General features: G+C 35.6%; 13 protein-coding genes. 5 read left to right on the top strand and 8 right to left on the bottom strand.

Features of this window, described 5'->3' with window-relative positions; all coding sequences use genetic code 11:
- Positions 1-82: 82 nt before the first annotated feature.
- The 6 genes from GI584_RS07225 to GI584_RS07200 all read right to left on the bottom strand — a co-directional run bounded on the left by GI584_RS07225 (position 83) and on the right by GI584_RS07200 (position 6,543).
- Positions 83-1,102 carry a Gfo/Idh/MocA family protein gene (locus GI584_RS07225; RefSeq protein ID WP_153790786.1) on the bottom strand — a complete coding sequence of 340 codons (1,020 nt, stop codon included), beginning with the start codon at positions 1,100-1,102 and terminating at the stop codon, positions 83-85.
- Positions 1,103-1,139: 37 nt separating this feature from the next.
- A complete protein-coding gene (locus GI584_RS07220; RefSeq protein ID WP_100361318.1) occupies positions 1,140-2,294 on the bottom strand; it encodes a Gfo/Idh/MocA family protein in 1,155 nt (384 codons plus the stop codon).
- A gap of 328 nt (positions 2,295-2,622) precedes the next feature.
- Positions 2,623-3,468, bottom strand: coding sequence for a carbohydrate ABC transporter permease (locus GI584_RS07215; protein WP_153790785.1), 846 nt, complete (start codon positions 3,466-3,468; stop codon positions 2,623-2,625).
- A gap of 1 nt (position 3,469) precedes the next feature.
- Positions 3,470-4,408, bottom strand: coding sequence for a carbohydrate ABC transporter permease (locus GI584_RS07210; RefSeq protein ID WP_100361320.1), 939 nt, complete (start codon positions 4,406-4,408; stop codon positions 3,470-3,472).
- A 62-nt stretch (positions 4,409-4,470) separates the two neighbouring features.
- Positions 4,471-5,844 (bottom strand): ABC transporter substrate-binding protein, encoded by a 1,374-nt coding sequence (locus GI584_RS07205; RefSeq protein ID WP_153790784.1) that lies wholly within the window; start codon positions 5,842-5,844, stop codon positions 4,471-4,473.
- 60 nt (positions 5,845-5,904) lie between these two features.
- Complete coding sequence (locus tag GI584_RS07200; protein ID WP_153790783.1) at positions 5,905-6,543, bottom strand: YesL family protein; 639 nt, start codon at positions 6,541-6,543, stop codon at positions 5,905-5,907.
- Positions 6,544-6,744: 201 nt separating this feature from the next.
- Here GI584_RS07200 and GI584_RS07195 point away from each other — a divergent pair, with 201 nt between their 5' ends.
- The 3 genes from GI584_RS07195 (at position 6,745) to GI584_RS07185 (ending at position 10,581) form a co-directional block, all read left to right on the top strand.
- A complete protein-coding gene (locus tag GI584_RS07195) occupies positions 6,745-7,482 on the top strand; it encodes a response regulator transcription factor (RefSeq protein WP_153790782.1) in 738 nt (245 codons plus the stop codon).
- Positions 7,483-7,584: 102 nt separating this feature from the next.
- A complete protein-coding gene (locus tag GI584_RS07190) occupies positions 7,585-9,240 on the top strand; it encodes a sensor histidine kinase (RefSeq protein ID WP_153790781.1) in 1,656 nt (551 codons plus the stop codon).
- Between the two features lie 162 nt (positions 9,241-9,402).
- Positions 9,403-10,581 (top strand): ROK family protein, encoded by a 1,179-nt coding sequence (locus tag GI584_RS07185; protein WP_100361325.1) that lies wholly within the window; start codon positions 9,403-9,405, stop codon positions 10,579-10,581.
- Between the two features lie 113 nt (positions 10,582-10,694).
- Here the strand turns inward: GI584_RS07185 and uxaC are convergent, their stop codons facing one another.
- Positions 10,695-12,092 carry a glucuronate isomerase gene (gene uxaC, locus GI584_RS07180; RefSeq protein ID WP_153790780.1) on the bottom strand — a complete coding sequence of 466 codons (1,398 nt, stop codon included), beginning with the start codon at positions 12,090-12,092 and terminating at the stop codon, positions 10,695-10,697.
- 387 nt (positions 12,093-12,479) lie between these two features.
- On the opposite strand from uxaC, the gene GI584_RS07175 reads away from it, so the two are divergent.
- The gene (locus tag GI584_RS07175; RefSeq protein WP_100361327.1) at positions 12,480-13,115 is read left to right on the top strand and encodes a TetR/AcrR family transcriptional regulator; all 636 of its coding nucleotides are present in this window, start codon (positions 12,480-12,482) and stop codon (positions 13,113-13,115) included.
- Between the two features lie 18 nt (positions 13,116-13,133).
- Positions 13,134-13,421 carry a DUF3817 domain-containing protein gene (locus GI584_RS07170; RefSeq protein WP_153790779.1) on the top strand — a complete coding sequence of 96 codons (288 nt, stop codon included), beginning with the start codon at positions 13,134-13,136 and terminating at the stop codon, positions 13,419-13,421.
- A 21-nt stretch (positions 13,422-13,442) separates the two neighbouring features.
- Here the strand turns inward: GI584_RS07170 and GI584_RS07165 are convergent, their stop codons facing one another.
- Positions 13,443-14,015, bottom strand: coding sequence for a TetR/AcrR family transcriptional regulator (locus GI584_RS07165; RefSeq protein ID WP_153790778.1), 573 nt, complete (start codon positions 14,013-14,015; stop codon positions 13,443-13,445).
- Positions 14,016-14,069: the final 54 nt, after the last annotated feature.

The raw sequence follows: 14,069 nt of genomic DNA, 5'->3' as shown, positions 1-14,069 counted from the left end.
AAATCAAGAAAAACTATTTTTTTCAGTCTAAACGGTTGTAGTCGTATGTAACCTTTTGTTATCTATGATTTTACTTTCCTCTTTAGATATGATCCTGGTAAAGCTCCATATTCATCGTATGTTTCGCTTCTGATGATTCACGTATTAAATGGATCATTTCCATTGAAACTTGCGCATCTTTCGCATGAATATAATGATTACTGTCATTCATAATTTCCTGATAAAATTGATCAATTAATTTCGAATGACTTGCTCCATAATAAAATTTCGATCCTGGTAATTTCCGATCTTCTACCAGTTTCACTTTCTCTCCATTTTCCATAGCAACGGTTAAAATGCTGTCTTTTATCGTTAATTTTGCTTTTTCTAAGACAACTTGAAATTCCACCGAAGAGTTCTGCGCATTGGAAATAGTAGCAAAAAAGAGACCAGTTGCTCCATTTTGATATTTTATATGAGCGGTTGCTGTATCCTCGACATCATAGCCGTAATCTAGTAAACGATCGATAGAACCACGAATACTAGTAATCTTACCACCAAACCATTGTAAAAGATCTAACGTATGAATCGATTGATTAATCATGACGCCACCACCGGCTGTCTCCATCGAACCACGCCATGGCTTTGCATCATAATACGATTTAGGACGATGCCATGTGACAATTCCTTTAAGCCCTGTCACTTCCCCATATTTACCTTGTGAAACTAGCGATGCTAATTCTTCTACTGTTTCATTTAGTCGGTTTTGTAAACTAACACAAATTTTCACTTCAGGGTGTTTTTCTTCAAGTTCCACAATTGCACGGCTATCTGCTAAATTATGTGCAAGTGGTTTCTCTAACATAACGTGAACACCATTTTCTACTGCTGCTTTTGTTGCTGGGTAATGTAAATGGTGTGGCAAGCAAATGTGAACACAATCAAGAACCACTTCCTCTAACATTACCTGATAATCTGTGTAAAACGGCACTCCTTTAACACTACTTTGCAGTGATGAATCGATATCACAAACTGCTACTAATTCTGCATGTGAAATGTCGTTAATCGCAGCTACATGAACCTTTGAAATATCACCAAGACCTATTATTCCGACTCGTAGCACAATAGCATCCCCCTTTCCTAAGAAGAAAAATTTATGATTACATATTTAATCTGATTTCTTGTTCTCTTCGTTTGTTCAATTCTTCTATATACAGATTTTCATCAATTGGCAGGGATATTTCTTTATTTAACCAGCTTGATAAGTGCATGGCATTTGCTAGTTCCACACCATTAATCCCATCACTGCCTGGCGCAATCAATGGAGTACCGTCTAAAATATTAGCAGCGAAATTTTCTAATACTGCAAGGTGTTGACCACCCCAAACGCTTTCAAAATCTAAGACTTCCTCTTGATAGATGGCTCCAGGTCCTTCTCCTTGGAACAATTTTGACACTTCTTGCATCGACATCGTGTCGCTCATTTCTCTTTCTGGCTTATTCAATCGTTTAATTGTTACTTTTTTACTGTCATCGACAACAATTTTCCCCTTATCACCATGAATTTCTAATCGATCGGTCCCCATTACATCATGGGTACAGGTTATAAAAACGCCTGTAGCTCCATTACCATAATCCAATACCGTTGTGACATCATCTTCTACGGGGATATCTCGTTGGTAGCCATATTGTGCTTTAGTGTAAACTTTTTCTGGCATGCCGCAGATCCATTGCAGTAAATCAATTTGGTGTGGTGCCTGGTTTACTAATACGCCACCACCTTCCCCATCCCAAGTCGCTCTCCAGGACCCCGCATCATAATAACCTTGGGGACGCCACCAAGTCGTAATAATCCAATTTGTTCTTCTTATACTTCCGATTTCTTGATTATCAATGATTTCTTTTACTTTTTGATAAAGCTGATTGGTTCGTTGATTAAACATAATCGCGTAGGTTAGATTAGGTTTAGTTTTGGCGAATTCATTGATTTCTTTTACTTGTTTGGTATACACACCTGCAGGCTTTTCTAATAAAGCATGGACATCGCGTTCTAATGCTTCGATCCCCATCTCCGGATGTAAATAATGTGGCACACATGTTACAATTGCATCAATGTCTCCACTATTTAGCATATCGATATAATCTTCATAAAAAGGAACCCCGGGAAATTCTTGATCTGCACGTTTTTTCTTTTCGGGATCGTTATCACATATTGCTCCAATTTCCATATTGCTTACACGACCCTCTTTGATCATATTCCCATAAGCTCCGCCTTGCTGTCCTAAACCAATAATCCCTAATCTTACTTTTGTCATTTACTCATCACTCCTTCTATATATTTCAAGGGTATCTACATTTTTTTAAAGTTATAAAACGCTTCCACTTCAGCGCTATATGATTTGTGATGTAAGGGTGCAATTTTATTGTATGATAAGCGACAGAATAATTAAATAGCTAAAATTGTTCTATTTTGAATGGATTTTGACTGAGAGTGTACTTAATCATATTTCAATTAATAAAGAACGAGCAAAACCTAGACGGCTCTGCTCTATTTACCAGCAAATTTCATAAACATAAAATCGTAATAAATTTTCTGAGTTCACAATAATAACCAATCCTGGTTCGATATGGCCTTGTAAGTCTTCACCCTTTAACACTCCCCGCTGTAATCCCTTCTACCAGATACTTTTGAAAAAATAAAAAGACTAATAATTGAGGCACAATAGATGCAACAGACATTGCAAACATTGGTCCCCATGCAGACAAAGAAGATGGATCTGAGAACATTTGCAAGCCGAGAGCGACCGTATATAATTCTGTATCATTTAAATAAACTAACGGAGTCATGAAGTCATCCCACGTCCAATAGAAAGAAAAGATGGCCACCGTAGCTAATGCAGGCGTTGTTAGTGGTAGTATAATTCGCCAAAAAATTTGAAAGGTACTGGCACCGTCCATATATGCCGCCTCATCCAGCTCACGTGGAATACCACGAATAAATTGAATCATCAAGAAAATAAAGAACGGTATTCCACCAATAAATGATGGAACAATCAACGGCAAATAAGTGTTTACCCAGCCCAAATTATGAAACAAAATATACTGAGGTATCAAGGTGACTTGTTGCGGTAACATCAATGTTACAATCATACAAACAAACAATGCGGTTCGAAAGCGAAAATTGATTCGAGCGAAACCAAAGGCTACTAAAGTAGAAGAAAACAATGTTCCAATAACAACCATTGTGGTTACAAAGGTAGAGTTAATAAAAAAGGTAGAAAACGATAAGTTACCAAATCCTTCCCAACCTCTTGCAAAGTTCTCCCACATCCATTCGGAAGGAATAAGAGAAGCAGCATTTCTAAATATTTCTGATTCTGGCTTTAAGGAACTTGCAATAGTCCATAAAATCGGATAAATCATGATAAAGCCTAACAGCCATATAAAACCATGATAAAGAAAAGTTTTGCGTGTCTTGTTTTTCTTCACTTTAGTTACCTCCTTCCGACTCGTAATAAACCCAGCTTTTCGCTGTTTTAAAAATAAGTGCTGTAAACACTGCACAAATAATTAGTAAAATCCAAGCCAGTGCAGAGGCATATCCCATGTCAAAGTGAGCAAATGCCTTTTCATATAAATAGACCGCATAAAATAACGTTTTATCCATTGGTCCACCGTTTGTGATCAGGAAGCTTTGCGTAAATGCCATAAACCCTTGAATGGTTTGCATCACAAGATTAAAGAAAATAACGGGTGAAAGCATTGGCAACGTAATCTTAATAAACTGTAAAAAAGGACTCGCGCCATCAACAGCAGCTGCTTCGTACAATTCATATGGAATCGCCTTCAAACCTGCTAAAAATATCAGCATCGGCGAACCAAACTGCCAAACAACTAATATAATCAAAGTCGATAACGCGAAGTCTGGATGCGTTACCCAACTAGTACCTTCGATTCCAAAAAAAGCGAAAACATCATTCATTGCACCGTCTCTTCCAAATAACTGTCTCCATACCACAGCAATTGCCACGCTGCCACCGAGTATGGAAGGAACATAATACATCGTTCGATAAAGGCCTACACCTTTTCTTTTCGTATTAAATAACATCGCAACAAATAAAGCAAAAGCCAATTTCAATGGTACAGAACCAAACACAAAGATAAAGGTAACTTTTAACGCTTGGATGAAACGTCCATCGTTGGTGAACATGTTAATATAATTGTCTAAGCCAATCCATGTAGGAGTTGATAATAAATCATAGTCGGTAAACGAGAAATATAAAGACGCAAGCATCGGACCGACAATAAAACCAAGAAAGCCGATTAACCAAGGAGATATAAACGAAAAGCCGATCACATCAATGGATGTTTGTGACCTTAATTTTCTCAGCTTTTTACCATTGGTTTGATTAATCTCATTCGCCCTCATCCTTCACACCTCCTGAGTTAGTGGGCAAGCCATCCCATTAGATGACTCGCCGCACACATCTTTTATTCGTTTTTCGCTAGAATTTCACTGGCTTTTTCTCTAAAATTAACTGCTGCTTCTTCTGGTGTCGTTTGACCGTAATAAATCGGATGCTCTACTTCGTTTTCATACAATGACAGAATTTCTGTAGCTCCTTCCGGTTCGGGCGGATCAATTGGCTTGGAGTAGTCTTGTGCCAACTCTACAAAATCAAACATTTTCACACCGACTTCATCTTGTAAATCTCGTAAATGATCACGAACTGCCGTAGCAATTGGCACACCGCGTTCAGCATTTAAAACTTCGTTTACTTCTAAGTTATTAGTTATATAGCTAATGAACTTCGCTGCTTCTTCTTGTTCTTCCGAATGGGTTGTTACAGAGAAGAATTGGCTTGGTTTCAAGAAATGACCGTTTTCTCCACCTTCTAAAACAGGACTAAGGCTTAATTCTAAAGAACGTCCTGCAGCAGATTCTATTGCAACGATTTGGTTACTATAAATATCCAGTAACATAGCTGTTTCACCATTTACAATTGGCTGTTGTTCTACATTTGATCCGGCATCCATAAACACATCTGCTGGTGCCGCTGCTCCTGATGCCAGCATATCAACTGTCAATTGCAAGTAATCGATTAATAATTGATCATCTTCATAACCTAATGCCGTACCCTCTTCATTAAATAAGGACACACCATTTTGTCGTAAATAGTGTCTAAGGTTATTGACTCCTGCAAATGGATGTATTCCATAAGCACCATCGAGATTTTCCGATAATTCAATTGCAAAGCTTTTTAAATCCTCATATGTGTAACCTGGTTCCGGTTCAGGTACACCTGCTTCATCGAAAAGTTCTTTATCATAGACAGCACCGTGAACATTAGCACCTAAATTAACTGCGAATAACCCACCATCATCTCTGCCGCCATCAATATAAATATCATCCACATCACTTAAGTCTAATGTGCCATCCTCAACGAAAGGATTCAAATCAACTAATAAATCCCTGCCCACATACTCTGTTAAATAGGCATAATCCATTTGAACAATATCAGGCATGTTTCCTCCAGCTGCTTGCGTCGCCATCTTCTCCCAATAACCGTCCCACCCGGTAAATTCTGGTGAAATCTCCACATGTGGATTTTCTTCCATGTACATATCTATCGCTTCTAAAGTACGATCATGTCTGTCTTGTGATCCCCACCATAAAATACGTAATTCGACTTCTGCATCAGAATCACCCTCTGCTTCTTCTGAATCAGTGCCTTCCGTTGCATTATCCTCCTGATCTGCATCACTATCACTTTCATCTGATTCACTCGAACTGCAGGCTGCTACGATGCTTACGAAAGATATCAACAACACGAACAAAAGTAACCTACTCCATTTCTTTTGCATACCCTTTCTCCCCTTTATTATTTATTATTGATAACAATCACATGAAGAGTAATTGTTTCATCACCCAGATTTAGCAAGCTTTTGCTGTAATATCCCCACTTGATCAATCGCTTGTAAAGAAATAATCATGATCATAAAAAAGCTGAGACTGATACCCATCGAAAGTAAAATTTGCGAAAAATAGAAAGATAAATAAACCATTCCCCATGTTGAAATTGCCATACCAATAGTTTTAAACGGATTTAACATTGCAATAATAAAAGCGTATTTGATATAAGCAATCAATTTTAACCGATAAGATACATATATCGGGAAAATATACAGAACGGTAATCATGAACCACACCGATAAAATAAAAATAATGACACTGATTATCTGAGAAACTATCCCATCTTGCTCCATAAAAAACTTCAAGTCAAAATATATGATACTTCCGATTAACATAAGAACAATCGCTAGGAGATTCGATTGGATAAAATGCCGTTTGAACTGACGCCAATATTCATAAAAAACAGATGTTATGTGGGTCTCTTCCAGCCAGCTTTTTTGAACCTTACATAAGGCAACAGTTGCGGGTACAACGCCAAATATTCCTAATCCAATAAGCGAAAACAAAAACCACAACAGATTGAGATAAACGAGTTTTAAAAGCCCTTCACAAAACCTACGCACTACTTCAGTTAACGCTACAGCATTCATTTACTCACCTCATTTCCTCAGAAGATCCATGAAACGCATTTCCCTAGCAAAAAGTGATGTTAGTATTAATATAGTAAGCGCTTTCAAAATTAAGAAGTAACCTTACCAATGAAATTAGGCATCCCATTTATTAACGAACTGAAAAAGGTATCCTTATTTATGATTAGTAAACATAAGATACTTTTAGAAGGGGGAATAGTGATGTATAAAATGATCATTGTCGATGATGAAGCAGAAATTCGAATTGGGTTATCGAATTACTTCCCTTGGAATCAACTTGGATTTGAGGTTGTGTATCAGTGTGTTAATGGAAAGCAAGCAATCGAATATATCGAGCAAAACACGATCGATCTTATCTTGACAGATATTCGCATGCCTGTAATGGATGGAATTGAACTTGCTAAGGAACTTCATAAACGCAGATCATTTATTTATATCATATTTTTAAGCGGCTATAAGGATTTTCAGTACGCAAAAGAAGCGTTGAAATATGGAGTCAAAGAATATATCGTAAAACCCGGTAAATTCGAAGAAATACATGAAGTATTTACTACCGTAAAAGCACAATTGGACAAAGAATGGAGCCGTCATCATAAAAAGGAAAATTATATAGAAAATATTATCCAGACGATTGAAGACTATATTAAGAAAAACTATGCAGATATTTGTTTAGAGGACATTGCAACTGTTTTAAAAATGTCGCCAAATTATATCAGCAGGCTATATAAAGAAAAAACAGGAGACAACATTTCCAATTATATTACCAAAACACGGATGCAAAAAGCGGCTGAATTATTAGTAGATTATCATTATAAAACCTATGAAATCAGTGAAGCAGTCGGTTATAACAATCCGAAGAATTTCACCAGAACATTTAAGAAATATTACGGGGTCACCCCAAGGGATTTTAGAAACTCTAGTATGGAGAGGTCAAAATGAACAATAAAATATTAATCAAAAACATTTTATTGTTTGTTTTTTCCCCTCCTCATTCCTGTTTTTATTCTCGGTTCTTTTGCCATTTTCATTACAGACAAATATATGCGAGAATCAATTCAAAGTAACCATACCAATGTCTTACAACAAATTGAACAGCAAACGAATACGATATTAAACGAAATGTATCTGTTAAATCTCGATTATAATTGGAATCCGGAAATCATCTTATCTTTACAAAATATGTTTGATGCTGAATCTTTTACTTATGAGCAAGTAATTAATTCAGACTATCAAGAAGGAAAGATTAGAAGAAAAGAAATTGCAACCCCCTATATCCAATCGATTTACATTTACTACAAAAATAAAAATAACCGAGTCCTAACCTCAAGATACGGCATCACTGACATAGAAGAAATGACCGATAACTCCTGGTTTCAGGAGTTTGATGAATCTTCAACTACAGAAGATATCTGGATAAAAAATCTGCAAATACCAGACTACTCATTCACCGAAAAAGAACCAGTAATCAGCGTATTTCGAAATGTCTTTAAATCTAATTCGCAAACTTCGGAAGGGATCATCGTATTAAATATCTATCAACGGTATTTTTCTGATTTAATAAAAGAATTAAACAACTACCATCATCAAAGTATCTTTGTGTTAGATGAAAACCATAATAAATTATTTGGTAACAGTAATAGTAAGCAAATAAATCCGGAACAGTTTTTACTGCCCGGCAACCGTTCCAGCTATGAGGTAACCATTGATGGAACAGCTTATATCGTAAACCAACTAGCTTCTGATAGTCATCAATTACGTTATTTTTCACTAGTCGAAAAATCTCAAATATATATGATCCCTAATCAATTGCGATTATTGACGTTGATATTTGTTCTTTTATCTTTAATACTCGGGACTACTACCATCTATTATTTAACACGTAAAAATGCACGTCATGTTAGTGATATTATTTCGATGTTAAATACATCCAATCATGATAAAGAAGAATTAATTAAAAATATCTCCTTCAAGGACAACGAATATCAGTTAATTGTTCGAAAGCTTCTTAAGAATTTTATTGCTAAAAATAATTTAGAAAAAGAATTAAATGATAAGAAATACCAATTTCAGGAAGCGGAGTTATCTGCATTACATAATCAGATCAATCCCCATTTTCTCTCTAATACATTAGCAATTATTTACTGGAGAGCGATGGCTTTAACAGGCCAACCAAACAAAGTGACACAAATGCTTGAAACACTAACAGATATACTAGATTTTTCTTTAAGGATTAAACATCATACTGTTACACTAGAAGAAGAAATCCATCATACCAAAAACTATTTAGATATCATCCGTATCCGATCTGACCATGAATTTATGATTGACTGGGATTACTATAAGCGTGATCTACATGAACAAGTATTAAAATTTATATTGCAGCCAATTGTTGAAAATAGTATGACACATGGTAGTGACTATGATCATGAAAATAGAGCTATTCACATTAAAATCAAAATTAGAAAAATTGGAGATAAAATAAGATTTACAATTATTGATAACGGAACAGGTATGTCGGAAGAAAGACTAAAAGAGCTTGTGAAAGAGTTAGATAAAGATGAATATACGACCAGTCATATTGGCTTTGCAAATATAAAAAAGCGGGTGTCCTTACTTTTTAACAAGAATTATCAATTTATTATTCGCAGTAAGAAAGGATGGGGAACGGTTGTAATGATTGAGCATCCTGTTTCCTAATCTGTATTTTTCACTTCGCTAACCGGCCGCAAAACCCCTAATGATGGAAGATCATCATGATTAATTCTACTTAGGCACTATCATTTGTTCTATTATTTGATATAATATCTATAACATTAGTTTGTTTCCCAAACAAATATAGAAAAATATGGGGGTTAGCACATGCTTACTGGTGATGGGGCCTACATCAAAAAGATTAATCGCAGTTATATTTTGACGGAAATATTTGAACATTACAAAATTTCACGTGCAAACCTTTCGAAAATCATAGGTTTAAACAAAGCAACTGTTTCTGTTCAAGTGAATGATTTATTAGATGAAGAATTAATTTATGAAACACAAGAAGAACATAATACGGTTGGTAGGCGGCCGATCCTATTATCCATTAATGAAAAAGCGGCTTATTTCCTAGGGATCGATCTGGATCGCGACTATATCTTGTTTAATATCACAGATTTAAAAGGTGATACCGTAACATATGAAAAAATCGATTTACAGACGGATGTCTATGAAGAAATTGTTAAGCTTATTGCAGTACAAATTAAGAAATATGAGAAAAAATATATGGATGCTCGATATGGCTTAGTACATAGCATGATCGCCATCCATGGTACTGTCTCTAATGATGGTAACATTCATTTTATCCCTCGTTATCAATGGCATGATAAAAATATTCTGGGCGATTTGGAAAAATTGGGTGTAAACAATGTCTCTGTTGAAAATAATGCCAATCTTTCTGCCTATGCGGAAAAAATATTTAATTACCATAAAAGTGATAACTTATTAAATATTAATCTCTCTTCCGGAATTGGAGCAGGCATTATTATAAATGGGGAATTGCATAAAGGTTACCATGGACATGCTGGTGAAATGGGACATATGATCGTTTACCCTAAAGGCAAACCTTGTCGTTGTGGTAATGAAGGCTGTTGGGAACGTTACGCATCTGAACCAATCTTTTTTGAAAATGCTAATAACCAATTAGAAACAGAAATAAAGACACATTCAGATATAAAAAGGCTATTAAATGAAGGAAATCAAGAAGTTATGGAAGAATTGAATAAATGGATTGCGGATTTAACCATTGGATTAAATAATGTGATTAATCTATATAACCCCGAAATGATCGTTTTAAACAGTCCGATTCTGAAGGCATATCCGCATGCGCTTGAAGAAATCAAAAAACATTTGGTCTCTTCAGTGTCTCATTACCGGGATATTGTCATTTCCGGACTTGGTGCAAAAGCTGGTGTTGTTGGGGCATGCGCGATGGGTATTCAACATTTCCTTGATCTGCCACGATTAACACTATCTGAGACAAACAATTCCATTAATCAATAACACGAAAAAAGTGCGAAATTCTTTAAAGATCCGCACTTTTTTCTTATGGTTAAAACTGCTTATTCTATAATTGAGACTTCTCTCAGTGGGGGTTTTACGGACGATTAGCACCGTTATAAATGAAAATATCGTTTTGCATTGTTATAGCAAATATCTGCAACATATTGCTTTAACAGATCCATATCCTTCGGTACTTTTCCTTGCTCTGCCCATGTTCCAATCACATTACAAAGAATGCGGCGGAAATATTCGTGACGTGAGAAGGACAAGAAGCTTCTGGAATCCGTTAACATCCCGATAAAATGACGTATTAATCCAAAGTTTGCTAAGGTTTTCATTTGATATTCCATCCCATCGATATGATCGTTAAACCACCATGCCGTACCGAATTGTATCTTCCCAGGAACCTCTGCATTTTGGAAGTTTCCAGCAGTAGCAGCCAATACTTCATTATCTCGTGCATTTAACGTATAAAGAATCGTTTTGGGCAAGTTATCTTGCACATCTAATGCATCCAAAAATTTATTTAATGGTTCTGCCAGTAACTTGTCGCCTAATGAATCAAATCCAGCATCAGGTCCGACACGCTCGAACATTTTCGTATTATTGTTACGCTGTGGCCCGATGTGCAGTTGCATCGCCCAGCCTTTCTCTGCATACCATTCCCCTAATTGGATTAACGTAAATGTTCTAAATTGACTGACTTCTTTTTCGGATAGTGATTGTCCTGTAAGACGCTTTTCAAAAATAGCAGCAACCTCTTCCTTGCTTGCCTCTTCGTAAAACATGACATTAATACCATGATCAGAGCTACGGCAACCCATTTCATCAAAGAACTTCACACGATTTTCCAACGCTTGCAAAAACGCTTCATAATGATCGATTGACATATCACATACTTCTTCCAGTTTATTAATCCAAGCTAGAAAGTCTTCCTTCTCAATTGCTAAACCTTTATCAGGCCTGAAGGATGGAGTTACACGGGTCTGAAAGCCTTCTTCTTTTAATTTTGCATGATAAGCTAAATCATCAGTTGGATCATCAGTTGTTCCGACTAATTCAACCTTATCTTTTGCTAAAATCGATCTCACCGATAGTTCCGGTGATTGTAATTTCGCATTAGCCTCTTCCCAAATAACTGCAGCAGAATCTTCATTTAATAATTCATCTATATCAAAGTACCGTAGCAATTCTAGGTGGGTCCAGTGATATAGCGGATTGCCGAATGTATTCGGTACGGTTCTTGCCCAGGCTTGAAACTTTTCATAGGCAGGTTTCTCTCCCGTAATGAGATCTTCGGTAATCCCATTCGCTCTCATTGCACGCCATTTGTAATGGTCTCCGGATAACCATATATCGAAAATATTTTCATAATTCTTATCCTCATAAATTTCGTTCTGTAATAAATGGTTATGATAGTCAATAATCGGTAAATCTTTAGCTGTTTCATGATATAAACGTCTTGCTGTTTCGTTATACAATAAAAAATCTTCTGTTATAAATGTTTTCATTTTCCGTTCTCCTCCCTTTTTAGTTTGTTTGGTAAACAAATTATAATTTCATCATATACATCTTTGCTTATTTTTTCAAGTTTCCCTTTTTATTCGTAAGGTCTAGCTCTGCAGCAACAATTACTCCTATATTTCAATTTTTTACTTATAATTTTCAATCTGTATCCGATATAATAGATGTCGTTTCTATTCAATTCATCAGAAAATCTTGACGCTTAACTCATTATTTATCCAAATTGACTCTTTGATGACAAGGTGTCATTTTTCTAAAATAGGAGTTTATCTAATCGTCAAGATATACTTTTTTCACTATAAATAATAAAAGGTATGCTTGTACCTGCTGCGTTTTTTCGAATTCCTAAATAATCATAAAAAGGAGTAACAAAAGTGCCTAACGAAACTTTTTTTAATTTACCAAAGGAAAAGAAACAAAAATTATTAGACGCGCTTCATCGAGAATTTACCAAGTCTCCATTAGCTTCAGCGTCGATTGCTAAAATTATTGAATACGCAGAAATCCCCCGAGGCAGCTTTTATCAATATTTTACTGATAAAGAAGACGCTTATTTCTATATATTTAATCAACAAACAAGTTTAGCAATGGAAAAGTTTATTTGTATTCTTCAAAGTAATAATGGGAATCTATTTGATACCTGCATTGAATTTTACAGGCTGATCGTGGAAGAACAAGAACAATTTACATTTTTCCGAAATGCACTATTAAATATGAACTATAAAATTGAAGAGTCATTATCAGGTATTTTCGCTAGTAAAGAAAAGATTGATCATTTTCACCAAATCCAAGAGCAATTAGATTTAGCTTCTCTAAAAGTAGACAAGGAAGAAGATTTATTCCAATTAATGAAAATGATTTCGGCTATTACATTCCACAATATTATCGAAAAGTTCTCAAAAGACTTTCCATTAGAAGATGCCATTCATAATTATCAAACCCAACTTCAATTCATCAAACATGGTGTGTTGCAGCAAGAAATTTGCTATAATAATTATACAATAAGCTAAGGGGGCATTTGCAGGATATTGAAGGATATTAAACGATTCCGAATACTTGGTATTATTGAAGGAGCATCATTGGTAATCTTACTCTTTCTGGCAATGCCATTAAAATATTGGGTGGGTTTACCGGAAGTAGTCACTGTTGTTGGAAGTATCCATGGAGCTTTGTTTATTGCATACATACTTTTTACATTATACACCACATTTAAAGTACGCTGGTCTTTTATCTGGTTATTTAGTGCGATTGCGGTTGCCTTTATTCCATTTGGTAATTTCGTGTTAGACAGGCGTATACAGTCAAAGTTTAGTTAAAGCGGGGGCAGAGCTCTCGCTTTAACTATATCTTGTAAACTGGAGAATGGTTAGCAGTTGATTGGACATATAGGTAGCACTATATTTAAAATCCTGATTAATCCATTCAATAATTAACCCCCATATTGCATAGGCTTGGTAGCTAGCCAATAAATTCAATTCGATTCCCTTTATTTCGCGTGATTGTTCCACTACTTCACTCATTAAATCTGTTAATTGCTTGCAAATACGACTCTGTAATCCAATAAGTGCATTTGATTTCGCTATAATCGCATAGAATTCGGAGTGATTTTCCACATGGTCAAATATTTTTATGGCGGAGACATTTAAATTATCCACCGATAGATTCTCACCTTTTTTATATGGTGCGCGATAGGAATCAATTAAATCAACAATAATGCTATCCACCATTTCTTCTACTAATTCTTCTTTATATTGATAATGCTTATAGAACGTACCTCGGTTTACATCAGCTACCTGGACAATCTCCGTTACCGTAATTTGTTGCAGGTTTTTCTGTTTTAATAACGATATTAATGCATTTTTCAGTGCTATTTTCGATTTGCGTATCCGCCTGTCATGATAATTATCCACCAAGAGTTCCCCCTCTTTTGTTGATTAACTCTTAAATAATATACAAATAGTTAA

It is taken from the genome of Gracilibacillus salitolerans, from assembly GCF_009650095.1.
Lineage (GTDB): Bacteria > Bacillota > Bacilli > Bacillales > Amphibacillaceae > Gracilibacillus > Gracilibacillus salitolerans.
This window is presented reverse-complemented; position numbering and strand designations above follow the sequence as displayed.

Coding starts and splice junctions, on each gene's coding strand:
- GI584_RS07220 (WP_100361318.1), bottom strand. CDS start 2,294: ATGACAAAAGTAAGATTAGGGATTATTGGTTTAGGACAGCAAGGCGGA.
- GI584_RS07210 (WP_100361320.1), bottom strand. CDS start 4,408: ATGAGGGCGAATGAGATTAATCAAACCAATGGTAAAAAGCTGAGAAAA.
- GI584_RS07205 (WP_153790784.1), bottom strand. CDS start 5,844: ATGCAAAAGAAATGGAGTAGGTTACTTTTGTTCGTGTTGTTGATATCT.
- GI584_RS07200 (WP_153790783.1), bottom strand. CDS start 6,543: ATGAATGCTGTAGCGTTAACTGAAGTAGTGCGTAGGTTTTGTGAAGGG.
- GI584_RS07195 (WP_153790782.1), top strand. CDS start 6,745: ATGTATAAAATGATCATTGTCGATGATGAAGCAGAAATTCGAATTGGG.
- GI584_RS07190 (WP_153790781.1), top strand. CDS start 7,585: ATGCGAGAATCAATTCAAAGTAACCATACCAATGTCTTACAACAAATT.
- GI584_RS07185 (WP_100361325.1), top strand. CDS start 9,403: ATGCTTACTGGTGATGGGGCCTACATCAAAAAGATTAATCGCAGTTAT.
- uxaC (WP_153790780.1), bottom strand. CDS start 12,092: ATGAAAACATTTATAACAGAAGATTTTTTATTGTATAACGAAACAGCA.